The organism is Teichococcus globiformis (assembly GCF_042646265.1).
Classification (GTDB): Bacteria; Pseudomonadota; Alphaproteobacteria; order Acetobacterales; family Acetobacteraceae; genus Pseudoroseomonas; species Pseudoroseomonas globiformis.
In genome coordinates this window covers 232,918-256,998 of sequence record NZ_JBHRTN010000007.1, presented here as the reverse complement: position 1 = coordinate 256,998, position 24,081 = coordinate 232,918, and the positions used below count along the sequence as shown (strand labels likewise).

The window sequence follows — 24,081 nt, the reverse complement described above, 5'->3', positions numbered from 1 at the left end:
GGGATCATTCCCAATCCAGGGCGCCCTTGCGCCATTCGTAAAGAAAGCCCACCGTCAGAACACCCAGGAACGTCATCATGGACAGGAACCCGAACCAGCCGATGTCGCCCAGGACGATGGCCCACGGGAACAGGAACGCGACTTCCAAGTCGAAAATGATGAACAGAATGGCCACAAGGTAGAAGCGAACGTCAAAGCGGCGGCGCGTGTCATCGAAAGGCTCGAAGCCGCACTCATAGGCGGAGACCTTTTCCGCATAGGGCTTCTGACGCGCCGCCAACATGCTGCCGCCCACCATCGCGGCGGCAATCACGGCGGCGATCGCCAGAAAGACCAGGATCGGAAAGTAGGTCGCCAGCAGGGGCTGGGTCATGATGTGTCCGTCCCTCGGGCCCTGATGGCCCAACTCGCCAGGCGCAGGGGAGCACTTGGCACCTGCACCGCAGCCGGTTCATGCCGCGGCGCGAAGTCGGCCGGACATTAGCTCCCAAGAACGCATATCGCCATAGCCGGAAAGATGATTTGCGTGCCGCGATGCACCAAAGCTTTAACGCAAGAAACGCCGCATCGGGCTATCCGGTGCGGCGTTTCTTGAAGCGCTTTGGCGCGAGTGACGGGGCTCGAACCCGCGACCTCCGGCGTGACAGGCCGGCGCTCTAACCAACTGAGCTACACCCGCTTGCGGCGTGGGCGGGGAAATAGCGCCCCCTGATAACCTCGTCAATGACGTAAAATGGCGAAGGTAGCGATTGATTTGGTGAAGCATCGATCTGCCCTTCCCTGCCATGGAAAGGGGAATGGGCGCTGACGGATTCGAACCGCCGGCATCCTCGGTGTAAACGAGGCGCTCTACCGCTGAGCTAAGCGCCCTGACGGGATCGGCAACAAGCCAGGCAGCCATGCCGCCCCCGTAGCCTGGATGCAAGACCTAAAGATGCATTCAGGTCCTGCCGCACCCCAGCTCGTTAGTTCAACCCATCCCGTAGCAGCTTGCCCGGCTTGAAGCGCACGGATGTGGACGCTGGAACCTCGATCTCCTCGCCAGTTCGCGGATTCCGTGCCTTTCCGCCCTTCCGCCGAGAGGTCGAGAATGTTCCAAAGCCGACCAGACGGACTTCCTGCTTGTCTTTCAGTGACTGGCTGATGGCGTCAAATACCGAGTCGACCACTTCGGCGGCCTTCGCTTTGGGAAGATCACCTGCTTCGGCAACAATGGCGACAAGATCCTGTTTGTTCATTGGCCGATCCCCTGACTGTGGCAGCGGATCAGAGCATGACCCCGGCAGCTTGGCACGTCACGAGGAAGTCGACCGGCGGGAACCGGCGACATCGGTCAGCCATTCCGGCAGTCTGCTTCAAGCACTAAAAAAGGCCGGAGCTGGTGCTCCGGCCCTTGTTCATGCGGCGCCGATCAATGCGGCAGGCTGGCGGGCTGGTTCAGCCGCCCATCGCCAGATGCCGGCGGGGTTTCCTCCGCCTCGGTCCAGTCGATCGCTTCTGGCGCCCGGATCAATGCCTGACCGATGACTTCATCGACATGCGACACCGGGTGGACCTTCAGAGCCTTCCTGACATTGTCGGGAATCTCGGCAAGATCCTTTTCGTTATCCTTGGGGATGAACACCGTGGTGATACCTGCCCGCAAGGCCGCCAGCAGCTTCTCTTTCAGCCCTCCGATAGGGAGCACCCGGCCCCTCAACGTCACCTCTCCGGTCATCGCCACATCCTTGCGAACGGGAATACCCGTGAGCACGGAGACAATCGACGTTGCCATCGCGATGCCCGCGGACGGTCCGTCCTTCGGGGTTGCGCCTTCCGGCACATGGACGTGGATATCGCGCCGATCAAACAGTGTTGGCTTGATGCCAAAGCTGACCGATCGACTACGGACGTAGGAGAGGGCCGCCGAGACGCTTTCCTGCATCACATCGCCCAGCTTGCCAGTGGTCTGGACCTTGCCCTTACCCGGAACAATGACCGACTCGATGGTTAGAATCTCGCCGCCAACCTCAGTCCAGGCCAAGCCGGTCACAACGCCGACCATGTCCTCAGCCTCGGCCTCGCCATAACGGAACTTCCGTACACCGGCATATTTGTCGAGATTGCGCCGGTTGATCGCGACCTTCTTCGCCTTCTTGGCCACGATCTCCGTCACAGCCTTGCGGGCCAGACCACCCACTTCGCGCTCCAGGTTCCGCACCCCGGCCTCACGCGTGTAGTAGCGCACCAAATCCAGCAGCGCCTCGTCGGTGACGCTCCACTCCCCTTCCTTCAGCCCGTTGGCTTCCGTGACCTTGGGGAACAGATGGCGGCGCGCGATCTGCACCTTCTCGTCCTCGGTATAGCCGGGGATGCGGATGATCTCCATGCGGTCCAGCAACGGCTGCGGCATGCGCAGGCTGTTGGCGGTCGTCACGAACATCACGTCGGACAGGTCGTAATCGACCTCCAGGTAGTGGTCGGCGAAAGTGGAGTTCTGCTCAGGATCCAGCACCTCCAGCAGGGCGGAGGACGGGTCACCGCGCCAATCGGCACCGAGCTTGTCGATCTCGTCCAGAAGGAAGAGCGGGTTGGACGTCTTGGCCTTCTTCATGCCCTGGATGACCTTACCCGGCATGGAGCCGATATAGGTCCGGCGATGGCCGCGCACCTCCGCCTCGTCCCGCACGCCGCCCAGAGACATACGTACGAAGTTGCGGTTGGTGGCCTTGGCGATGGATTTGCCAAGGCTGGTCTTGCCGACGCCAGGCGGTCCCACCAGACATAGGATAGGGCCGCGGATCTTCGGCGAGCGGGACTGAACCGCCAGATACTCGATGATCCGTTCCTTGATCTTGTCCAGGCCGTAATGGTCCGCGTCAAGAACCTCCTGAGCCTGGGCCAAGTCATTCTTGACCTTGGACTTCTTCTTCCAGGGGATCGAAAGGATCCAGTCCAGGTAGTTGCGAACCACTGTCGCCTCGGCGCTCATGGGCGACATGGAGCGTAGCTTCTTCAGCTCCGCCATTGCCTTGTCGCGAGCCTCTGTCGACAGCTTGGTCGCCTTGATCTTGGCTTCCAGCTCGGCAAGCTCGTCCTTGCCGTCCTCGCCCTCGCCAAGCTCCTTCTGGATCGCCTTGAGCTGTTCGTTCAGGTAATACTCGCGCTGCGTCTTCTCCATCTGCCGCTTCACGCGGTTCCGGATGCGCTTTTCCACCTGGAGAACGCCGATTTCGCTCTCCATGTGGGCGAAGACTCGCTCAAGCCGCTGGGAAATGCCGGAAATCTCCAGCAGCTCCTGCTTCTCGCTGATCTTCAGATTCAGGTGGCTCGCTACCGTGTCCGCCAACTTGGCGGCATCATCAATCTGATTGATCGACACCAGAACTTCCGGAGCGATCTTCTTGTTCAGCTTGATGTACTGCTCAAACTGGGCGACCACGGTCCGCGACAGGGCCTCCACCTCCGATGCCTCGGCGGCTGCCTCCTCGATCTGCGTCGTGTAGGCCTCGAAATACTGGTCGGTCTCCTTGAAGCCCACCACACGGGCACGCTTACCGCCCTCAACCAGCACCTTGACCGTGCCATCAGGCAGCTTCAGCAGCTGCAGCACCGTCGACACCGTGCCCACATCATAAAGATCGTCGGCACCGGGATCGTCCTGCGCTGCGTTGCGTTGAGCGACAAGCAGGATCTGCTTGTCCTCGCGCATCACAGCCTCAAGGGCACGCACACTCTTCTCGCGTCCGACGAACAGCGGAACGATCATGTGAGGAAAAACAACGATGTCACGAAGCGGCAAGACCGGAAGCAGGTCACCACTCGTCAGTTCAGGATTCGTATCCGCCATTGGGGACCTCACTCAGGACAGCCGGCATAGCGTCGCCCGATCATCGGCACGGCACCACGCCACGGGTTCACCCGTGAGATGGGCCCGGCCAGTGCCGACGACAAGCCACGCAAGGCCTGCACGATTCGACTGGCCGGGCAGACCTCACGCGGAAGTCTGCTCGACAGGCCGTTCACCGTAGATGAACAACGGTGCCGCACGCCCTTCGGCAACTTCCTTGTTCACCACCACTTCGTCGACATCGTCGAGCCCGGGCAGATCGAACATGGTGCCAAGCAGGATGCTCTCCATGATGGAGCGCAGGCCACGCGCGCCGGTCTTGCGCTGGATTGCACGACCCGCAACAGAGCGTAGGGCGTCATCGGTGAAGGTGAGCTTCGTCGCCTCCATCTCGAACAGGCGCTGATACTGCTTGACCAGGGCATTCTTCGGCTTGGTCAGGATCTCGACCAGGGCCTTCTCGTCCAAATCCTCCAGCGTGGCCACGACCGGGAGGCGACCGATGAACTCCGGGATCAGACCGAATTTCAGCAGATCTTCAGGTTCCACCTCCCGCAGGATGGCACCCATACGCCGCTCGTCGGGTCCCCGCACCTCCGCGCCGAAGCCCATGCCGGACCCCTTGCCCTTGGCCGCGATGATTTTGTCCAGCCCGGCGAAGGCGCCGCCACAGATGAACAGGATGTTCGACGTGTCGACCTGCAGGAATTCCTGCTGCGGGTGCTTCCGGCCACCCTGCGGAGGAACGGAGGCCACAGTGCCTTCCATGATCTTCAGCAGCGCCTGCTGCACGCCCTCGCCGGACACGTCGCGGGTAATGGACGGGTTGTCGGACTTGCGGCTGATCTTATCGACCTCGTCGATGTAGACGATCCCGCGCTGCGCCCTCTCCACATTGTAGTCGGCAGCCTGCAGCAGCTTGAGGATGATGTTCTCCACATCCTCGCCAACATAGCCGGCCTCGGTGAGTGTGGTGGCGTCCGCCATGGTGAACGGCACGTCGAGAATCCGGGCGAGCGTCTGCGCCAGCAGCGTCTTGCCCGATCCGGTGGGCCCCACAAGCATGATGTTGGACTTGGCGATCTCGACCTCGCCGGTCTTCCCGCCATGAGCCAAGCGCTTGTAGTGGTTGTGAACGGCCACGGAGAGCACCTTCTTGGCGTGCTCTTGCCCAATGACGTAGTCATCGAGGACCTTGCAGATCTCGCGCGGCGTCGGCACCCCATCCCGCGACTTCACCAGATGCGTCTTGTGCTCTTCACGGATGATGTCCATGCAGAGTTCGACGCATTCGTCGCAGATAAACACCGTCGGCCCGGCGATGAGTTTACGCACCTCATGCTGGGACTTGCCGCAGAACGAGCAATAAAGGGTGTTCTTTGAGTCGCCGGACTTGCTCATGCGCGCTCCTGGACCCACCGGCAATGGGCCGGCGAATCATGCGGGACTGTAGCCCCGCTGTCATTCTGGGGGAAGCGGGACGGGTCGCAGGCAAAAAACGCCTGCCCGCCCCGGATTCGGAACAGGGTCGGCACCAGGCCAGAAAGGGCCTGGCACCCCATCATGCCTTGGGCGTCTCCGCTGCCGGGGCGATGCCTGCCGGGCGCTTCTGCACCACCTCGTCAATGAGGCCGAAGGCCTGCGCCTCATCGGCCGTCATATAAGTGTCGCGTTCCATCTTCTTCTCGATTTCCTCGAGAGTCTGACCCGTATGATGAACGTAGATCTGGTTCAGCCGGGCACGGGTCTTCAGGATCTCGCGGGCCTGGATCTCGATGTCCGTGGCCTGTCCCTGCGCCCCACCGGACGGCTGGTGGATCATCACCTGGCTGTTGGGCAGCGCAAAGCGCTTGCCTTTCGCACCTGCCGTCAGCAGCAGGCTCCCAGCGGAAGCTGCCATGCCCAGACAAACGGTCGATACCGGCGCCCGGATGTACTGCATGGTATCGTACATGGCGAGCCCGGCCGTCACCACCCCGCCTGGGCTGTTGATGTAGAAGGCGATATCCTTGTTAGGATTCTCGCTTTCCAGGAACAGCAGCTGGGCGCACACCAGAGACGCCATCTGGTCGTAGATCGGACCCGTCAGGAAGATGATGCGCTCTTTCAGAAGGCGCGAGTAGATATCGAAGGCCCGTTCGCCCCGCGCGGTCTGCTCGACGACCATCGGGACGAGGTTGTTGTAGATTTCGACCGGATCGCGATCCCGCATCTTGCATCCTCTCGCGGTGACCGGGGAGCGGGGACACCCCGAATCCTACCGGCCTCCGTCACCCTAGACTTCAAATGTTAACATGGTGCAGACGGCGCTCGCGCAAAAGAGGGAGTGCGGGCGGGGCTGCCCCAGGCCGGCGAATTTCACGCAACTTTTGCCGCATCCGCAACGCAGCCGGGGCGGCACGAAGCCGCCCCGGACGCGTCTCAGAGCTAGGAATTCGCTCGGCTCAAGCTGCTGGATCGGCCGAAAGCTCGCCGGCCGGAACTTCCTTTTCCGTCACCTGAGCAAGCTCCAGCATGAAATCCACCACCTTCTCCTCGAAGATCGGCGCGCGGAGGCTCTCGATCGCCTGCGGATTCTTCTGGAAGAAGTCGAAGACCTGCTTCTCCTGGCCCGGGTAACGCTGCGCCTCGGTCCGCATGGCGCGGGAGAGCTCTTCGTTCGACACCAGGATGTTGTTGGTGCGGCCGATTTCCGACAGCAAAAGGCCCAGGCGGATGCGGCGCTCGGCAATGGCGCGGTAGTCGGCCTTCAGCGCGTCCTCATCCTTGCCCTTGTCTTCGTCGTCCAGGCGTCCGGCCTTCATGTCTGCCTCGACACGCTGCCAGATCTGGTTGAACTCCGATTCCACCATCGAAGGAGGCACCTCGAAGCTTGCCTGCTCCGACAAGGCATCCAGAAGCTTGCGCTTCACATTCAGGCGGGAAAGCTGGTCGTACTCACCCTGGAGGCTCTCCGACACGCGCTTCTTCAGCTCGTCCACGCTGTCGAGCCCAAGCTTCTTCGCAAATTGCTCATCGATCGCGGCCGCAACCGGCTTCTGCAGCTTCTTCGCCGTCAGCTCGAAGCGCGCAGGCTTGCCGGCCAGGTCGGCGGAGCCGTAATCGGCCGGGAAGGTGACGTCCACATGACGCGTCTCACCGGCCTTCACACCCTCCAGACCTTCAGCGAAGCCGGGGATGAAGCCGGAACCGCCGATCTCCACTGGCATGTCGCTGCCCGTGCCGCCGGGGAACGGGTCACTCAGGCTTTCCTGGCCGCCGGCCAGGCTCAGATCTGCACCCGTCACCGTCACGGTTCCGCCGGTGAAGGCATCCCCGAGCTCCAGCCGAACGCTGACGCGGAGTGCACCCTCAGTGCCCTCCGGCACGGTCCAGCTGCCAGTGACGGCTGTAGGAACGGCCTCCGGAGCGGCGATGGCCGTGTCGCCAGACTCGATGATCTTGCCACCATGATCGAGCACCTCGAACAGCGCCACCACCTTGGCGGCGCTGGACAGACCTTCGGACCTCCAGGCAAAGCTGAGGCTCAGCTCTTCTCCCCCCTTCACCGCGTAGCCGTTGAGGAACGCGATGCGGGCGGCCGTGGCACCGGCCGGCAAGTTGGCGGTCGCCCCATTCTCCACCGCTGTCAGAGATGCATCCTGGGCGCCGGCGGTGGTGAGCTTCCAGGCTTCCTCGGGCTTACCCGACAGCAAGGCACCGTTTTGCACCAGGCGCCCAGTAAAATCCGTCACCACCACGTCGCCCTGGCCGGCGGCACGGTCTTCGGTGACATCTTCCATGCTGCGATTGCGGGCCGCGATGCCCTCCAGCGCCTTGGTCACCTCCTCGTCGGACACCTTGGTCACCGGCTTCTCCAGCGCGATGGCGGAGAAATCCGGCAGCGGGATCTCGGGAAGCTGCTCTAGTTCGATCTTGAACTCGAGATCGGTGCCGTCCTCGAACTTCACCAGCTCGACCTTGGGCTGCATCGCCGGGCGCAGGCCGCGCTCCTCGACCACGGTGCGGGTGGAGGATTGAACCTGCTCCTCCAGCACCTCGCTCATTACCGCGGAGGCGTAGCGCTGCTTGACCACCGCCATGGGCACCTTGCCTGGCCGGAAGCCCGGAAGGCGGATCTCCCTGGCCAGCGTGCCGAGGCGCTTGTCACGCGCCGAGGCGATGTCCGCCGCCGGAACAACCACGGTAAAGGCCCGCTTCAGCCCTTCGGCCGCCAGCTCGGTCACCTGCATCGCCACACCTAAGCTCCTGAAGAAATCAACCGAATCGAGTCTTGAGCGCCAGCATTCCGGGGAATGCGGATGGTGCGGGCGGAGGGACTTGAACCCCCACGGCTTGCGCCACTGGAACCTAAATCCAGCGTGTCTGCCAATTCCACCACGCCCGCCCGGACCCGCCGCAAAGCTTGGCCGGCATCCATGAGCCGGCGCGTTTAGCGCAGCGGGCCCTTCTTTGAAAGGGTGCGATGGGATTGTGGTGGATCGGCACTGCGATCTTGCACCCGCCAGAACGCGGCGCCACACAGTCAAACGTGATGCCGGAGGCCCTGATGACCAAGCCGACTCCCCTGGATGACCTACCGGAACGGATCCGCACGCTCTCGCTCAACGGCATCGCGGAAGTGGCGGATATGGGCCGCGATGATCCCGACGTCATCCAGCTCTGGATCGGCGAAGGTGATCTCGCCACTCCACCCTTCGTCGCCGAAGCCGCCGCCGCCGCCATCCGTGCTGGCCACACGCGCTACACCTATGCCCATGGATTGCCCCGGCTGCGCCAGGCCCTGACCGATTACCATCGGCGCCACTGGGGGGTTGACGTTCCGCCGCACCGCTTCACCGTGACGGCCGGCGGCATGAACGCGATCATGCAGGGCCTCCAGGCCGTTCTAAGTCCGGGCGAGGAAGTGATCTTTCCCGCGCCGCACTGGCCAAACCTCGCGGAAACGGTGAAGCTTCTCGGCGGCACACCGGTGCCAATCCCGCTGGATCAGGACGCGGCTGGCCGCTTCAGCCTTTCCCTGGATGCCGTGGCCGCAGCCATCACGCCGCGCACCAGAGTGCTCGCCATCAACTCGCCCTCCAACCCCACCGGCTGGATGATGGATCGCGCTCAGATGACGGCGCTCCGAGACCTGGCCCGTGCCCATGGCCTGTGGATCCTGGCCGACGAGGTCTACAACCACTTCACCTACGGAAACGCCATAGCACCCTCTTTTCTCGAGATTTGCAGTGGCGACGACAAGCTCCTGGTCAGCAACACTTTTTCCAAGAACTGGGCCATGACCGGATGGCGTGCCGGCTGGCTGGTCTTCCCCGAGGGCATGGGCACGGTGTTCGACAATCTGGGGCAGTACAACACCACCTCGATCCCGACCTTCATCCAGCATGCCTGCATCACAGCCCTGGATGAGGGCGACGAGTTCATCCGCCACATGGTGGCCCGTTGTGCCCAGAGCCGCCTGATCTTTGCCGAGGGCTTGTCTGCCCTGCCCGGCATCACCGCGCAGGCGCCCGAGGGCAGCTTCTACCTGATGTTCTCGGTTGCAGGGGAAGCGGATGCCCGAGCCTTGGCCATCCGACTGCTGCGCGAGGCTAAGGTCGGTCTGGCACCTGGGACCGCCTTCGGTCCGGCGGGTCAGGGTAAGCTACGTCTTTGCTTCGCCGTTGACCCTGAACTGGCCAGGGAAGCCATGCGGCGCCTCAGCGCTTTCTTCCGAGGAGCTTGAAGCTTTTTCCTGAAGCTTTTGATCTCACGAGAAGATGTCGCCTTGGTCGGGAACGTTCCGTCGCCAATCGTAACCTTCCCTGGTGGAGCTTAGCGGCGGCAACCATATGCTTCGGCATGCGACCAGCGCCGATCCCACTGACCCGTCGCGCCGCCTGCGCGATGCTGGCCCTACCCCCCTTGGGCCGCACGCGCTCCGCCCGTGCCCGGCCCTTGCCCGATCAGGTGGTTCATCGTGCCTCAGCCCTGGCGTCGCTTCAGGCCCTGCTGGTCATGAGGCACGGAGAAGTCCTGTTGGAGAAACGGTTCCGTGGACCTCCCCTGGAGCAACCGGTCAACGTGAAATCCGTCTCCAAGGCGGTGATGGCCGCCTTGACGGGCATCGCCATTGCCAGGGGGCATTTAACGGGAACGGAGCAGCTGGTGGCACCGCTGCTGAACGATAAGATGCCCGCTCGGCCCAATGAGCGCCTCGGCAGACTGACGATTGGCCATCTTCTTTCCATGCAGGCAGGGCTGGAGCGGACGTCCGGCCCCTTCTATGGCCGCTGGGTTTCCAGCCCGGACTGGGTGCGTTACGCGCTTTCAAGACCTTTCGTCGCCGAGCCTGGCGGCCCGATGCTGTACTCAACGGGCAATTCGCATCTGCTTTCGGCGATTCTGACGCGGGTGACCGGCCGTAGCACCCTTGCCCTGGCGCGGGCCTGGCTGGGAGACCCGCTGGGGATGACGATCCCTCCTTGGACGCGAGATCCGCAAGGCATCTATCTCGGCGGCAACAACATGCAGCTCTCGCCCCGTGCCCTGATGCGCTTCGCCGAATTGCATCGCCTGAACGGCCGGCTGTCCGGCCAAGAAGTGCTGCCACCAGGTTGGGTTGAACGCTGCTGGACTACGAGAACGAGCTCTTTCTTCACGGGGGACGGCCATGGCTATGGCTGGTTCATCCGGGATGGCCTCGGTCCTCGCCGCTTCTACGCATGGGGCTTTGGAGGCCAGATGGCGCATGTGATTCCTGATCTTAGCCTCAGCGTCGTGATGACCTCCGACGCCGCCCAACGCTCCGGCGGTGCCGGCGGCCACGCGCAGGCGCTGCACGACCTGGTCGAGAACAGCATCATCCCCGCCTACGCCACCTGACGACTCCGGAGCCTGGATGATTGTGCTGAAGATTGTTCTGCTGGCCTTTCTGCTGCTGTTCCTGACGCCCATTGGCGTTTCCGCCGCGGCCTACTGGATCAGCGGCACAGGCACCGGATGGCGCGTGGCCGACCGATCCAGCGCCGGGCTGCTCCCGCCCCCGGATGCGCATTCACCTGCCGTGGTCCGCGTCTTCGCTGCTCAGACGGTGCGGTGGCGCGGCATCTTCGCCACGCATTGCTGGATCGTCTTCAAGCCCGAGGGCACTGGCACCTATACCCGCTACGATTACACGGCCTGGGGCGCCCCTATCCGGCTCAACGGGTTCGAGCCGGACGGACGATGGTTCGGACATCGGCCGGAAACTGTTTTCGCCGCCGACGGCGCCGAGGCCGAGCGGCTGATCCCCCTGATGCGGCGTGCCATCGAGAATTACGCCTGGCGCAACCAGGGCGATTACCGGGCCTGGCCAGGGCCGAACTCTAACACCTTCGTCGCGGCGGTGCTGGATGCCCTGCCCGGCCTGGATGTCACCCTTCCACCCACCGCGATCGGCAAGGACTATCCTTATGATGGCAAGTGGGTGCGACCTACCCAGTCGGGTACCGGCTGGCGCCTCAGCCTGGGGGGCTATCTCGGCTTCACGATCGGCTGGATCGAGGGCATCGAGATCAGCCTCCTCGGTGGCGTGGTAGGGCTGGATATCCGCCGCCCGGCGTTGAAGCTGCCTGGCATCGGCAGGATCGGCATGCGCGGCCAGGATGGCCCGGCCACGCCGCTGCCGCCGCCTGTCGCCGAAGCCGCCGGCGAATAGGCCGGAAGACGGCCTTAATCAACAATGAAGAGCTTCGCGCCTTTGTCTGTGGAAGAGCGGTGCGCCGCATCACCGAAATCCGAAACCGTGTAGCCCTCTCCAGCCTGCAGGATGAAGCTGCGGCCATCCTGAAGCTCCGTCCGCAGCTCCCCTTCGATGACGTAGAGGATGTGGCCGCGATCGCACCAATGATCAGCGAGGTAGCCCGGCGAATACTCAACCACCCGCATGCGCACATCGCCGTTGTTCAGGACGCGCCACAGCGCGGTACCCCGCTCGCCGGCATGTTCTGTGGCGGGCAGCGCATCCCAGGGCACTGTGGTGAAGGGCAGAGGCGGCAGTTTCACGACAAGCTCCATAGGGTCTGGTTCGCCCAGCTTGCGTCCCGCCCTCTGGCTCGGCAACAGGCGCGGATGGTCAGCGACCCTGTCGGTGGGGACCGGCCGCAAGCCTTTCGGACAGTAGGTCGAAGACGCCCTGCGCATCGATGCCGGACATCCAGGTGACATTCGCATCGCAGCCTGTCACCCCGAAGCAGTCCGCCACCGTCATGCCCAGCGTTAACGGGCTCGCCGTCTCCACCGCCACATGGATCGCGTGGCCCGAGAACAAGGCAGGCCGCAGCAGATAAGCAACGACGCAGGGATCGTGCAGTGGCGCTCCCTCTATGCCATGCTCCCTGACAGGATCGCCGGCGGCATCGGAGAACAGGTCCACCACGGCGGCGGCGGTCGCCGTCGGAATGGCACGCAGCCGGTTGAGCCGTGCCTTGCTGAGCCTGACCTGATGGGTCAGGTCAAGCGGAATCATCACAATGGGGATCCTGCTTCGCAGCAGCACAGCCGCCGCTTCAGGGTCGGCATGCACATTGTATTCAGCGGCGGGAGTGACGTTGCCGCCCTCGCGCCGGGCACCCGCCATCCAGACTACCTCCTGGATGCGGGTCGCGATCTCAGGCGCCTTCACCAATGCCATGGCCAGGTTCGTCGCTGGGCCGAGCAGGCACAGGGTAACGGTGCCCGCAGGCGTATTGTTCAGTGCGGCGATGAGGTGGTCCACCGCGTGCCCGTCCGCGGCCGGGCAGGTTGGCTCCGGTAAGGCCAGGCCCTCCAGACCGGATGCACCATGCACATGCTTGGCCGTAACCGGATCGCGGACCAGGGGGCGTTCGCAGCCGCGGAACACCGGAATGTCGGGCCGTCCGCCCAATTCCAGGAGGGCGCGCGCATTGGTCTCGGTCCTCGCCAGCGGAACATTGCCCGCCACGGCCATCAGCGACATGACCTCCAATTCCGGCGATGCCAGCGCTAAAAGAATGGCCACGGCATCGTCCTTGCCAGGATCGGTGTCGATGATGATCCTGCGTGCCGCAGCCGGTCCCATCAGATCTCACCGAGGCTTCGCGCCGCGAGGGCGACGCAGGATTCGAACAGTTCCAGGGAATCGAAAGGCAGATCCTCTCCTGCCTTCGGGGTCAGCATCGGGTGCCCTCCGCTCTGCATCAGCGCGCCCTGAATCATCAGGTTATCGGGAAGCCCGAACCCCTCCACCGTGATGCCGGGTAGCGGATCGGGCAGGACGCCCAGATGCCGGTGGCAACGCGGCGCAAACTCCTCGGCGCTGTTGGAGTAGCCGAAGACTGGCCTGCCCCTGCCGAGGAACCAGCCGATCTCCACCAACGTACCGCTATCGGCCGACACGCCGCGGAACGGGGTAAGGTTCGCGATGGCGAAGTCGCATGCCTCCATCATCGCAATGTCCTTGCGATAGATGCCGCTCCAGGCTTCCTCGGCCGTCATCGCTTCCAGGCTCGCCACATCCTCGTTCAGGGGCGGGCAAGCCTCGATGCCGTAGCGGTCGCAGATGGCAGCCTTTCGTGCCGCATGCGCCATGGCGTAGGGCAGAAACACATCCGGTCCGGCAAGATAGGCGCGTCGCCTCATGAGTCGGCTTTCGCCAGGGCCGCGTGACCAATGGCATACGGCGGCGGCGCCGCCCGTGTCAGTTCAAGCATCACTGCTCCCTCCCCAGTAGCGATTCGCTCCATCGTCTCCGGCGCGGCACATTCACGCAGCATACGGTGGCAGGCGCCACTATTGCAGGCCGGCCTACCAAACGGAGCCGGCCAAAAGAACCGCGGTGGACAAGGAGGGCAAGCCCCTGTCTGCGAGCATCCGGATCGCCGTGCGCGGAGGCAATGTCATCCCATGGCCCCGTGGCTGCACGGCCGGCACCTTCCGCAGCTCTCCGCCTCACCCCATATCCGCTCGCCACAACTCGCCGGAGTTCCGATGAAAGCCGTTCCCGCCAGCCTGGTGCTGCCCCTGCGACAGATCGGCGAGCGCGGCTTCCGTGGTCCGCTTCTGAAGGGCCTTCTCTGCTCGGTGCTGGCTTTCGGTGGGCTCGCCGGCCTCGCGAGCTGGGGCGCCGATGCCCTTGCGGGTGGCCAGGGATGGATGGCGACCGCTGCCGGCGTTCTGGGAGGAGCACTGGTGCTGGTCACCGCCGTCTGGCTGTTCGTGCCCGTGCTGCTGGCCCTCACAGGCTTGTTCCTGGATGATGTCGCGGAAGCGGTGGAGCGCCGGTACTATCCGGGCCTTCCGGCACCGAGCGGCGCATCCCTCGCGGCGCAGATCCGCGCCAATCTGCTGTTGTCCGCCAGGTTGCTCGGGCTGAGCCTTCTGATCTTTCCCATCGCCCTCGCTGCCCCACCGGTGGGCGTGGTGCTGTTCTGGGCCGTGGCCGCCGTGTCGCTCGGCTACGGCCTCTTCGAGGGAGTGGCGCAACGGCGAATGTCGGTGGCAGAGTCCCGCCTGCTGCGCCGCCGCCGACGCGGCGAGGTGCTGGCGGTCGGGGGGGTGATGGCCGGGCTGGCGGTGGTGCCGGTGCTGAACCTCACCGTTCCGGTCCTTGGCACGGCGGCGATGACACATCTGCTGCATCGGGGCACCACGCGCCCCTGACCCCGAGCCGGCGGTGGTTGACTGTGGAGCCTGGGAATCGGAAGAGAGCGCTGCCTCCGACCGGACCCGGGATCTTCTTCAGCCATGCTGCGGCGCTTCTTCTCCTACTACCGCCCTCATCGAGGCTTGTTCATCCTCGATTTCTCGTGCGCGGTCCTGTCCGGCGTGCTGGAACTGGCCTTCCCCATCGCGGTGAAGGCCTTTGTCGATGAGTTGCTGCCGCAACAGGACTGGACACTGATCCTGCTGGCCGCTGTGGGATTGCTGGCCGTCTACTTGATGAACACCGGGCTGATGGCCATCGTGACCTACTGGGGCCATGCGCTGGGCATCAACATCGAGACGGAGATGCGGCGCAAAGCCTTCGACCACCTGCAGAAGCTGTCCTTCCGCTTCTACGACAACCAGAAGACCGGCCACCTGGTGGCACGTGTGACCAAGGATCTGGAGGAGGTGGGCGAAGTCGCGCATCATGGGCCGGAAGATCTTTTCATCGCCATCATGACCTTTCTGGGCGCCTTCGCCCTGATGTTCAGCGTGAACGTGCCGTTGGCGTTGATGACCGCCGTGATCGTGCCGGTGATCGCGCTGGGGTCCACGCATTACGGCGCCCGGATGACGACCACCTGGCGCAATTTGTTCGGGCGGGTAGGCTCGTTCAACGCACGCATCGAGGAAGCCGTGGGCGGCATCCGCGTCGTCCAGGCCTTCGGCAACGAGGATCACGAGCGCACCCTCTTCGCGCGTGACAATGCCCGCTACCGCTCCACAAAGCTGGAAGCCTATCGCATCATGGCGGCCAGCATGTCCCTGAACTACCTGGGCATGCGGTTGACGCAGATGGTGGTGATGCTGGCCGGCAGCTATTTCGTGCTGAACGGGCAACTCACCAACGGGGAGTTCGTGGGCTTTCTGCTGCTGGTGGGCGTGTTCTTCCGACCGGTGGAAAAAATCAGCGCCGTGATCGAAACCTACCCCAAGGGCATCGCCGGCTTTCGCCGCTACACCGAGCTGCTGGATACCCAGCCCGACATTGCCGATGCCGCGGATGCAGTGGCGGCCGCCAATTTGCGTGGGGAGATCCGGTACGAGGCGGTGAGCTTCGGCTATGGGGTTGGGCGCCGGGTCCTGGAAAGGGTGGACCTCCATATCCCCGCCGGGCAGACAGTGGCCTTCGTAGGGCCGTCGGGCGCCGGCAAGACCACAATGTGCTCGCTACTGCCGCGCTTCTACGAGGTGCAGGGGGGCCGAGTGACCATTGACGGCATCGACATCCGCAGCATGACCCTTGCCTCGCTGCGGAGCCAGATCGGCATTGTGCAGCAGGACGTGTTCCTGTTCGCCGGCACACTGCGTGAGAACATCGCCTATGGCCGTCTGGGTGCGTCCGAAGAGGAGATTCGTGACGCCGCGCGCCGCGCACGCCTCGATGGCGTGATTGAGGCGCTGCCCGAGGGGCTGGACACGCTGATCGGCGAACGCGGGGTCAAGCTGTCGGGGGGGCAGAAGCAGCGCCTTGCCATTGCCCGCATCTTTCTGAAGAACCCGCCGATCCTGATCCTGGACGAGGCCACTTCGGCGCTCGACACGGAAACGGAGAAGGCCATCCAGCAATCGTTGACGGAGCTGGCCCAGGGGCGGACGACGCTGGTTATTGCCCACCGCCTCGCCACCATCCGCAATGCCGACCGGATCGTGGTCGTGGAAACCGGCGGCGTGTCCGCGCAGGGAACGCATGAGGAGCTGATGCGGCACTCGCCGCTTTATCGCAGGCTCAACGGTGCCCAGGCCGAATTGCTGGCCTGAAGCCGCATCGACAAAGGCGCCGCACCCGCCCTAACCTCGCGGCATGCGCGCCTTTGCCCATCCCGATCAGTCGCGGCACCAGCCGCAATTCTTTCTCCAACGCGGCCAAGTGCGGCCGCATTTCGAGGTGGCGGCCCGGGCCGAGGCCCTGCTCGCCGCCCTGCAGGGGATGAAGGCCGACATCGCCGAACCAGACCTCGTGGCACCGGAAGCGCTGCTGGCAGTACACAGCGCCGACTACATTGCCTTTCTGTCGGAGGCCGCGGCGGAATGGGCTGCCCTGCCCGAGAAAGGGCCGGAAGTGGTCGCCAACATGCATCCCTCGCCAGAGATGCTGGCACAGGGCGCCACCCTGTCGCGGCCCATTATTGGCCGCACGGGGTGGTTCACCGCCGACACAGCCTGCCCCATCGGCCCTGGCACCTGGCAGTCCATTCTGTCCGCCGCCAGCTGCGCCTTGGCCGCGGCGCAGGACGTGGTTGGAGGTGGTTCTGCCTATGCCCTGGCGCGCCCCCCCGGCCACCACGCCTACGCCGCCCGTGCAGGGGGGCACTGCTACGTCAACAACAGTGCCCTTGCTGCCCAGGCGCTCCGCGCGGCTGGAGCAGCCCGTGTCGCCATCATCGACATCGATGCACATCACGGCAACGGCACCCAGGGCATCTTCTGGGAAAGGCCGGATGTGCTGACGCTGTCCGTACATGGCGATCCGGCCGCCTACTATCCCTGGTATGTCGGCCATGCCGGTGAGCGTGGTAGCGGACCCGGCGCCGGCTTCAACCGCAATTTCCCCCTGCCGCAAGGCACGGGCGACGACCGGTGGCTGGAGGCCGTGGCGGCGGCGATCGAGGAAGCGCAACGCTTCGGAGCGGAAGCGCTGGTGATCCCGCTCGGCTTCGATGCCTCCGAGCATGAGCCACTGAGCTTCCTCCGCGTCACGGCCGACGGTTTCGCACGCGCCGCCGAAGGCCTTTCAGCGCTGGGATTGCCCACGGTGATCGTCCAGGAAGGCGGCTACAACGTGCAGATGATGGGTCATCTGTTGGAACGCTTCCTGCTTTCCTGGCAAAACTAACGCTTAAGTTGAAATTTGGCTGGTCTAATTCTAAGACAGCTGCATGAGCATTGCGCGGCTGGCCACCTTCGCCTTTTCCGGCATCGATACCGTGCCGATCGAAGTGCAGGTGCAAGTCGCCAGCGGCTTGCCCGCCTTTATCGTAGTCGGGCTAGCGGACAAGGCTGTTGGGGAAAGCCGCGAACGGGTTCGCGCTGCCCTGACTGGAATGGGGCTGGCCTTGCCGCCGAAGCGCGTGCTGGTGAACCTTGCCCCAGCCGACATCCAGAAGGAAGGTTCGCATTACGACCTGCCGATTGCTCTGGCGCTGCTGGCCGCGATGGGCCTGGTTCCGGCAGAAGAGCTGGCAGGCTTCGCCGCCCTGGGCGAGCTGGCATTGGACGGAGCAATCGGCCCTGTGGCTGGGATCTTGCCCGCCGCGCTGGGCGCTGCCTCAAGGGGATTGGGGCTGATCTGCCCGGAAGTTCAGGGCGCCGAGGCTACCTGGGCCGGCGAGATCGAGTTGCTCGCGGCGCGCGACCTACCGCAGCTGATGGGCCATCTCACCGGACGCCGTGTCCTGGCCGTCCCACCACCGCCAAGGCTGACGGCGCAGCGCGGACAGGAAGCCTGTTTGTCGGAGGTGCGCGGGCAGGAAAGCGGAAAGCGCGCCCTGGAGATCGCCGCCGCCGGGCGGCACAACCTACTCATGATCGGCCCTCCGGGTGCCGGCAAGTCCATGCTGGCCGCGCGCCTGCCGGGTCTGCTACCGGACCTGACGCCACGCGAGGCGCTTGAGGTGAGCTTGGTACACAGCGTCGCCGGTTTAATCGAGGGCGGCCGGATCTCCGCGCGTCCCCCCTTTCGCAATCCGCATCACTCCGCCAGCCAGGCAGCGCTCGTCGGGGGCGGGCCTCGTGCGCGCCCTGGCGAGATCAGTCTCGCCCATCGTGGCGTCTTGTTTCTGGATGAGCTTGCGGAATTTCCTCGTCCGGCACTGGAGGCATTGCGTCAGCCGCTGGAGAGCGGAGAATGCGTCATCGGCCGCGCGGCCGCCCACGTCACCTACCCCGCGCGGGTGCAGTTGATCGCGGCCATGAACCCGTGCAGATGCGGGCATCTGGGTCAGGCATCGCGCGAGTGCAGCAAGGCGCCCCGCTGCGGCGAAACCTACCAGGGGCGTATTTCCGGCCCACTGCTCGACCGCATGGACATGACCCTCGGGCTGTCGCCGATCCCGCCGGGTGCATTGGCGAGAGCGCCCGCTGGGGAAACAACTGGCGCCGTCGCTGCTCGTGTCAAAGCCGCCCGGCAAAGGCAGGTGGACCGCAGCATGGGCGCCACGGTGACCTACAACGCAGAGGCCAGCCTCGACCAGCTTATGCCGGAACTGGCTCCGGAGGCATTGTCTCTAGCAGAGCGGGCGGCCGGGCAGCTGGGATTGTCCAACCGTGGCTTTACGCGCTGCATCAGGGTCGCGCGTAGCATCGCCGACCTTGGTGGGGACACGCGCATCGGACGCGGACACATGGCAGAAGCACTCAGCTATCGTCAGCGTCTCGACTACGTTTCCGGCGTGGCCGCCGAGTAGGTTGCCTCAGGCGCGCGGGCGCCGCATACCGGCTACAAATGGCCGGAGATCGACGCCGGCCCGCCGCGCGCGCCACCAAAGGCTTCCAAAAGCAATCACTCCGGCCACCAAGGCGACCGGAAGCGCAATGGCAAAGAAGACGATGGCAATGCCAGCCACAACGATGCCCGCCGCCACAAAGGCGATCAATGCGGCGATGCCACCCAGGCGGACCAGAAGACGGTCCAGCCAGGAGGTCGGACGTGGCGTCGGCCCACGGAATTCACCGTCGGGCGTCATGTCGAGAACAGGGCGGTCATTAGATCGCGGATCCATGGCTGCCATGTCGCGGTTACCGGGCCGTAATTCAAGAGGGCATGGAGGGCCGTGAGACCGGGTCGAGGCTGCCGAGTCCGTGATGCCCTGCTGGCGCTCACCATCCTGACGACATCGCCGGCTTTCGCCGAACCGTACCGCAGGCCCGGGCCGGCAGAATTGGCGGCGATTCATCGCTGGCTATGCCCGCATGGCGGCACTCCAGTACGGGGGCGACCTGGACGTTGCGACAGCGCGGCCGAGCCTCGCTGGGACCGAGGCCTACCGCCACCTGATCGAACAGCCTCCACTGACTGCCCGCCCGATACACGTCCAGTGCCGGCACGAGGGCGAAGCGAAGTGCATCGCTGTCTGCCGCTATGACGTTCCCGCGACCCTGAACGAAGAAGGCGCGGATGATTGCTCACCCGCGCCATCGGCAAAGCCCAGACTGCAGGGGCAGTACACTGCCCCTGCCCCGTCATCAGGCAGACTGCTTCATGATCTCGTCCGCCACATTGCGCGGCACCGGATCGTAGTGGTGGAACGACATGGAGAAGGACGCACGGCCCTTCGTCATGCCGCGCAGGTTGGAAATGTAGCCAAACATCTCCTTCAGGGGCACGTGGGCGCGCACGATGACCGAGGTGCCGGCCATGTCCTGCGACTGGATGATGCCACGGCGACGGTTCAGGTCGCCCACCACGTCACCGACATGGTCCTGCGGCGTGGTGACCTCGACGTCCATGATCGGCTCGAGGATGACCGGACCGGCCTTCTTCATGCCTTCGCGGAAGCAGGCCTTGGCAGCGATCTCGAAGGCGAGCGCCGACGAGTCGACGTCGTGGTACTTGCCGTCCGAAAGCGTGTACTTGAAGTCCACCGTCGGGAAGCCGGCCAGCACGCCCGTGTCGGCCTGCACCTTGATGCCCTTGTCGACGGCCGGGATATACTCCTTCGGCACGGTGCCACCGACCACCGCGTTGACGAACTCGATGCCTTCGTTCCGCTCCTTGGGTTCAAAGGTGATCTTCACCTCAGCGAACTGGCCCGAGCCACCCGACTGCTTCTTGTGCGTGTAGGTCTCGGTGTGCGCCTTGGTGATCGTCTCGCGATAAGCCACCTGCGGAGCGCCGATGTTGGCGTCCACGCCATATTCGCGGCGGAGGCGGTCGATGATGATCTCGAGATGCAGTTCGCCCATGCCGGACAGGATGGTCTGTCCGGTCTCCTGGTCGGTCTTCAGGCGCAGCGAGGGATCCTCGCCGGCCAGCTTCTGCAGGCCCAGCGTCATCTTCTCGACGCCGTCCTTGGTCTTCGGCTCAACCGAGATGTCGATGACCGGCACCGGGAAGGCCATCCGCTCCAGCACCACCGGGTCGGCCTGGTCGGCCAGGGTGTCGCCGGTCAGCGTGTCCTTCAGGCCCACGATGGCGACGATGTCGCCCGCGTAGACTTCCTTCACTTCCTCGCGCTTGTCGGCATGCATCTGGAACATGCGGCCGATGCGTTCCTTGTTGCCCTTGGCGGTGTTCAGGACGGTGTCGCCCTGGCGTACCACGCCGGCATAGACGCGGATAAAGGTCAGGTTGCCATACTTGTCGTTGATCATCTTGAAGGCGAGCGCGGAGAACGGCGCAGTCTCGCTCACTTCGATGATGCGGCGCGGCGCGGTCTCGTCCTGGCCTTCCTCGGGGGCGACCATGATGCCCTCAACTTCGATCGGGCTCGGCAGGTAGTCGCAGACAGCATCCAGCAGCGGCTGCACGCCCTTGTTCTTGAAGGAGGAGCCGCACACCACGGGGCGGAAGGTACCGGCAATGGTGCCCTTCTTGATGCACCTCTTCAGGGTCTCGACCGAAACGTCGCCCTTGTCGAAATACTCTTCCATCGCCGCGTCATCGACCGACAACGCAGTGTCCAGCAACAGCTGACGGTACTCCGCGGCCTTGTCCTTGAGGTCGTCGGGGATCGGGGCCTCGTGGTACTTGGCGCCAAGCTCGTCGCCTTCCCAGATCAGCGCCTTCATCTCCACCAGATCGACGATGCCCTTCAGGGTGTCCTCGATGCCGATCGGCAGCTGCAGCGCGATCCAGTTGATGCCGAGCTTCTCGGTCAGGGTCGCGGCGGCGCGGTAGAAGTCGGCCCCCGTGCGGTCCAGCTTGTTGATGTAGATGATGCGCGGCACATGGTAGCGGTCGGCCAGGCGCCAGTTGGTCTCGGACTGCGGCTGAACGCCGGCGACGCCCTCGATCACGAACACCGCGCCATCGAGCACGCGCAGCGAGCGGTTGACTTCGATGTTGAAGTCGATGTGGCCCGGGGTGTCGATGACGTTGATCCGGTGGCCCTTCCACTCGGCCGTCACGGCGGCGGAGGTGATCGTGATGCCGCGCTCACGCTCCTGCTCCATGTAGTCGGTGGTGGTGTTGCCCTCGTGGACCTCACCGATCTTGTGGGACTTGCCGGTGTAATACAGGATCCGCTCAGTCGTCGTGGTCTTGCCGGCGTCGATATGCGCCGTAATGCCGATATTGCGGATCTTTTCGAGCGGGGTGCGCGCCACGGTGGGCCTCCATACGCGTCGCGGCGGCAGCCGCGCTGACGATGATGCGCGGCGGCAGCCGCGCTAAACAACACGCGGCGAGAGCCGCGCCATGATGAAACGACCAGTGCCGCCGGCCGAAGCCGGCTGGCACCCGCCGTCTGGACGGGTGAACATGGCGGACACCATGTGGCAGCCGACAAGGCATCGCCAAGCCCGCCCCGGAGACGGCCTACGCCGCAGCTTGCCGCCAAGCTCCTGACCCGCGAAGCCTGACAGGCCCGGGCCGCCCCTCTTCAGGGCCGGTTCCAGACCGCCATCAAACGATTCACGGCGTCAAGCCTTGCGGCGGCAGATGCACCGGATCCGGCCCGATTGCAAGGGCTATCGCAGGGTGGCACCGCTGCACCCGAAAGGGAGGTTCAGTCGTCGCGGTGTACGCGCTCCATACGCTCGTGGCGTTCCTGTGCTTCAATGGACAGCGTCGCGATGGGCCGGGCTTCGAGGCGCCGCAAACCGATGGGCTCGCCGGTTTCCTCGCAATAGCCGTAGGTGCCGTTGTCGATCCGCTCCAGTGCCTGATCGATCTTGGAGATCAGCTTCCGGGCACGATCGCGGGTGCGGAGTTCCAAGGCCCGGTCGGTTTCAACACTGGCACGATCGGTCAGGTCGGCTTCCGCAATGCCGCCTTCGCTGAGGCTGGCCAGGGTGTCTCCGGCCTCGCGCAGCAGATCCTGACGCCAGCGGAGCAGCTTCTGCCGGAAATAGGCCTGCTGCAGGGGACTCATGAATTCCTCGGTATCCGAGGGCCGGTAGTCAGGCGGCACGGTAATCAGCATTTTGTTCGATCCCCCAGCCGATCGGATGCACCACAGCGAGGCCCCCCGAAAGGCGGCCGGACCATACAAGGGCGGCCCCGCCCGCGCCAAGAGGCAGGGCATTCCGCATCAGCATGAATTTTTCGCGCCAGCCACTCTTCTGCTGAATTCTTCGGCACAGCAGCCTGTTCCAGGCGCTTCGTTGTACCTGCGTTCAGTGGGTCAGCAGCAGCGACACCAAAGCGATGGGAAGAAGGATGATGGCCGCCGCCTTGAGGAGGCTTGCCCAATCGGAGCGGTCGGAAGCTCCCTCCTCCGGATGGTAGGCAGGACGGGAGGGGCGGCTTTCGGCAACGCCGAGCTCCCGCCCGGCTTTTGCAACACGGCGCGACTCATCGAGGATCATGACCAGCCTTGCTCCGGATCCCTGCCCGGGCTGAACGCCCAGCCCAAGGGGTATCAGGAGGTTGCCCCGGATAGACCCAGCCCACAATCCACAAGGTAGTGAGAATACGCGCCGCTTTCTGTGATCAGGCGAAAGGCCTATCAGAAACGAGCCAGCGACGCGCCCCAGGTGAGGCCACCACCGATCGCCTCCATCAGCACCAGATCACCGCGTGCGATGCGGCCATCCCGTGTCGCTTCCGCGAGGGCCAGCGGGATGGAGGCGGCGGAAGTGTTGGCATGCCGGTCCACGGACACCACGACGCGGTCCTGCGGCAAGCCCAGCTTGCGGCCCATGGCCTCGATGATGCGCAGATTGGCCTGATGCGGCACCAGCCACGCAACGTCGCTCTTTGTCAGTCCATTGGACTCCAGCGCCTCGTCAACAACGGACGCAAGCTTCGCGACCGCATGGCGGAACACTTCGCGTCCCGCCATGCGCAACTGGCCTGGCAGTCCCTCGACCTGCAGGATGTCTCCGTGGCGGCCATCAGCATGGAGATGGCAGGACAGGATGCCACGGCCGTCTTCAGCATCCGATGCCCGCAGCAGCACGGCGCCCGCCCCATCCCCGAACAGCACGCAGGTGCCTCGATCCGTCCAGTCGAGGATGCGTGAGAAGACCTCCGTGCCAACCACAAGCAGGTTGCGCGCCTGCCCCACACGGATCATCGCGTCCGCGACGGACAACGCATACACGAAACCCGTGCAGGCCGCCGCGATATCGAAGGCGAAGCCGCGCTCCATGCCGAGCTTGGCCTGCAAGCGGGCTGCGGTGGAGGGAAACACCGAATCCGGCGTAGCCGTGGCCACCAGGATGCCATCGACCTCGTCCACCATCGCTCCGGCCTGCTCCAGAGCAGCCTGGCACGCAAACAGCGCCAAGTCGCTGGCCATCTGCCCCGGCGCCGCGATGTGGCGGCGCCTGATGCCGGTACGCTCGCGTATCCAGGCATCCGAGGTATCGAGCCCATGACGTGCGGCGAGCGCGTCGTTGTCCAGGGCGAGTTCTGGCAGATAGCCACCGGTGCCAGCAATGATGGCGCGAAGGGTCAT

Annotated in this window: 20 protein-coding genes, 3 tRNA genes and 2 pseudogenes; 7 read left to right on the top strand and 18 right to left on the bottom strand. The window is 64.4% G+C overall.

The features are described 5' to 3' along the window. Nucleotides 1-4 precede the first annotated feature (4 nt). The 10 genes and pseudogenes from ACFOD4_RS06445 to ACFOD4_RS06400 all read right to left on the bottom strand — a co-directional run bounded on the left by ACFOD4_RS06445 (nucleotide 5) and on the right by ACFOD4_RS06400 (nucleotide 8,216). Entirely contained in the window at nucleotides 5-373 is a 369-nt protein-coding gene (locus tag ACFOD4_RS06445; protein ID WP_379595108.1) for an NADH-quinone oxidoreductase subunit A, read from the bottom strand. A gap of 229 nt (nucleotides 374-602) precedes the next feature. Beyond that, nucleotides 603-679 (bottom strand) — tRNA-Asp (locus tag ACFOD4_RS06440). A gap of 119 nt (nucleotides 680-798) precedes the next feature. Continuing rightward, nucleotides 799-870, bottom strand: a tRNA-Val gene (locus ACFOD4_RS06435). 95 nt (nucleotides 871-965) lie between these two features. Next, nucleotides 966-1,238, bottom strand: a complete 273-nt coding sequence (locus ACFOD4_RS06430; protein WP_379595107.1) for an HU family DNA-binding protein — start codon at nucleotides 1,236-1,238, stop codon at nucleotides 966-968. Nucleotides 1,239-1,411: 173 nt separating this feature from the next. Next, complete coding sequence (gene lon, locus ACFOD4_RS06425; protein WP_379595106.1) at nucleotides 1,412-3,829, bottom strand: endopeptidase La; 2,418 nt, start codon at nucleotides 3,827-3,829, stop codon at nucleotides 1,412-1,414. 144 nt (nucleotides 3,830-3,973) lie between these two features. After that, nucleotides 3,974-5,230, bottom strand: a complete 1,257-nt coding sequence (gene clpX / locus ACFOD4_RS06420; protein ID WP_379595105.1) for an ATP-dependent Clp protease ATP-binding subunit ClpX — start codon at nucleotides 5,228-5,230, stop codon at nucleotides 3,974-3,976. A 160-nt stretch (nucleotides 5,231-5,390) separates the two neighbouring features. Beyond that, nucleotides 5,391-6,041 carry an ATP-dependent Clp endopeptidase proteolytic subunit ClpP gene (gene clpP / locus ACFOD4_RS06415; RefSeq protein ID WP_379595104.1) on the bottom strand — a complete coding sequence of 217 codons (651 nt, stop codon included), beginning with the start codon at nucleotides 6,039-6,041 and terminating at the stop codon, nucleotides 5,391-5,393. A gap of 232 nt (nucleotides 6,042-6,273) precedes the next feature. Next, nucleotides 6,274-7,062, bottom strand: a pseudogene (tig, locus tag ACFOD4_RS06410) (trigger factor); the annotation flags it as partial. Between the two features lie 585 nt (nucleotides 7,063-7,647). Continuing rightward, nucleotides 7,648-8,061 (bottom strand): annotated as a pseudogene (locus ACFOD4_RS06405) (trigger factor); the annotation flags it as partial. 70 nt (nucleotides 8,062-8,131) lie between these two features. Then, nucleotides 8,132-8,216, bottom strand: a tRNA-Leu gene (locus tag ACFOD4_RS06400). Between the two features lie 162 nt (nucleotides 8,217-8,378). Between ACFOD4_RS06400 and ACFOD4_RS06395 the strand changes: the two genes are divergently transcribed. The 3 genes from ACFOD4_RS06395 to ACFOD4_RS06385 all read left to right on the top strand — a co-directional run bounded on the left by ACFOD4_RS06395 (nucleotide 8,379) and on the right by ACFOD4_RS06385 (nucleotide 11,510). Further along, on the top strand, nucleotides 8,379-9,557 hold the full coding sequence (locus tag ACFOD4_RS06395; RefSeq protein WP_379595103.1) for a pyridoxal phosphate-dependent aminotransferase: 1,179 nt from the start codon (nucleotides 8,379-8,381) through the stop codon (nucleotides 9,555-9,557). 293 nt (nucleotides 9,558-9,850) lie between these two features. Beyond that, nucleotides 9,851-10,696 carry a serine hydrolase domain-containing protein gene (locus ACFOD4_RS06390; protein WP_379595102.1) on the top strand — a complete coding sequence of 282 codons (846 nt, stop codon included), beginning with the start codon at nucleotides 9,851-9,853 and terminating at the stop codon, nucleotides 10,694-10,696. Between the two features lie 16 nt (nucleotides 10,697-10,712). Further along, on the top strand, nucleotides 10,713-11,510 hold the full coding sequence (locus ACFOD4_RS06385) for a DUF3750 domain-containing protein (protein ID WP_379595101.1): 798 nt from the start codon (nucleotides 10,713-10,715) through the stop codon (nucleotides 11,508-11,510). 14 nt (nucleotides 11,511-11,524) lie between these two features. On the opposite strand, the gene ACFOD4_RS06380 is transcribed toward ACFOD4_RS06385, so the two are convergent. From ACFOD4_RS06380 to ACFOD4_RS06370, 3 genes are all read right to left on the bottom strand, one after another. Further along, a complete protein-coding gene (locus ACFOD4_RS06380) occupies nucleotides 11,525-11,857 on the bottom strand; it encodes a DHCW motif cupin fold protein (protein WP_379595100.1) in 333 nt (110 codons plus the stop codon). A 70-nt stretch (nucleotides 11,858-11,927) separates the two neighbouring features. Further along, complete coding sequence (locus ACFOD4_RS06375; RefSeq protein WP_379595099.1) at nucleotides 11,928-12,893, bottom strand: nucleoside hydrolase; 966 nt, start codon at nucleotides 12,891-12,893, stop codon at nucleotides 11,928-11,930. Beyond that, on the bottom strand, nucleotides 12,893-13,453 hold the full coding sequence (locus ACFOD4_RS06370; RefSeq protein WP_379595098.1) for a nucleoside 2-deoxyribosyltransferase: 561 nt from the start codon (nucleotides 13,451-13,453) through the stop codon (nucleotides 12,893-12,895). The genes ACFOD4_RS06375 and ACFOD4_RS06370 overlap by 1 nt, the downstream gene beginning before the upstream one ends. Before the next feature lie 348 nt (nucleotides 13,454-13,801). Between ACFOD4_RS06370 and ACFOD4_RS06365 the strand changes: the two genes are divergently transcribed. The 4 genes from ACFOD4_RS06365 (at nucleotide 13,802) to ACFOD4_RS06350 (ending at nucleotide 18,924) form a co-directional block, all read left to right on the top strand. Next, nucleotides 13,802-14,473: an EI24 domain-containing protein gene (locus ACFOD4_RS06365; RefSeq protein ID WP_379595097.1), complete on the top strand. Its 672-nt coding sequence runs from the start codon at nucleotides 13,802-13,804 to the stop codon at nucleotides 14,471-14,473. A gap of 84 nt (nucleotides 14,474-14,557) precedes the next feature. After that, nucleotides 14,558-16,279: an ABC transporter ATP-binding protein gene (locus ACFOD4_RS06360; RefSeq protein ID WP_379595096.1), complete on the top strand. Its 1,722-nt coding sequence runs from the start codon at nucleotides 14,558-14,560 to the stop codon at nucleotides 16,277-16,279. 43 nt (nucleotides 16,280-16,322) lie between these two features. Further along, nucleotides 16,323-17,354 carry a histone deacetylase family protein gene (locus tag ACFOD4_RS06355; RefSeq protein ID WP_379595095.1) on the top strand — a complete coding sequence of 344 codons (1,032 nt, stop codon included), beginning with the start codon at nucleotides 16,323-16,325 and terminating at the stop codon, nucleotides 17,352-17,354. A gap of 43 nt (nucleotides 17,355-17,397) precedes the next feature. Next, a complete protein-coding gene (locus ACFOD4_RS06350; protein ID WP_379595094.1) occupies nucleotides 17,398-18,924 on the top strand; it encodes a YifB family Mg chelatase-like AAA ATPase in 1,527 nt (508 codons plus the stop codon). A 6-nt stretch (nucleotides 18,925-18,930) separates the two neighbouring features. Here the strand turns inward: ACFOD4_RS06350 and ACFOD4_RS06345 are convergent, their stop codons facing one another. The 5 genes from ACFOD4_RS06345 to ACFOD4_RS06325 form a co-directional block, all read right to left on the bottom strand. Next, entirely contained in the window at nucleotides 18,931-19,248 is a 318-nt protein-coding gene (locus ACFOD4_RS06345) for a DUF1129 domain-containing protein (RefSeq protein WP_379595093.1), read from the bottom strand. A 454-nt stretch (nucleotides 19,249-19,702) separates the two neighbouring features. Then, on the bottom strand, nucleotides 19,703-21,784 hold the full coding sequence (fusA, locus tag ACFOD4_RS06340; RefSeq protein ID WP_379595092.1) for an elongation factor G: 2,082 nt from the start codon (nucleotides 21,782-21,784) through the stop codon (nucleotides 19,703-19,705). Nucleotides 21,785-22,185: 401 nt separating this feature from the next. After that, nucleotides 22,186-22,602 carry an RNA polymerase-binding protein DksA gene (gene dksA / locus ACFOD4_RS06335; protein ID WP_379595091.1) on the bottom strand — a complete coding sequence of 139 codons (417 nt, stop codon included), beginning with the start codon at nucleotides 22,600-22,602 and terminating at the stop codon, nucleotides 22,186-22,188. Between the two features lie 193 nt (nucleotides 22,603-22,795). Then, nucleotides 22,796-22,987: a hypothetical protein gene (locus ACFOD4_RS06330; protein ID WP_379595090.1), complete on the bottom strand. Its 192-nt coding sequence runs from the start codon at nucleotides 22,985-22,987 to the stop codon at nucleotides 22,796-22,798. A gap of 140 nt (nucleotides 22,988-23,127) precedes the next feature. Then, on the bottom strand, nucleotides 23,128-24,081 hold the full coding sequence (locus ACFOD4_RS06325; protein ID WP_379595089.1) for a beta-ketoacyl-ACP synthase III: 954 nt from the start codon (nucleotides 24,079-24,081) through the stop codon (nucleotides 23,128-23,130).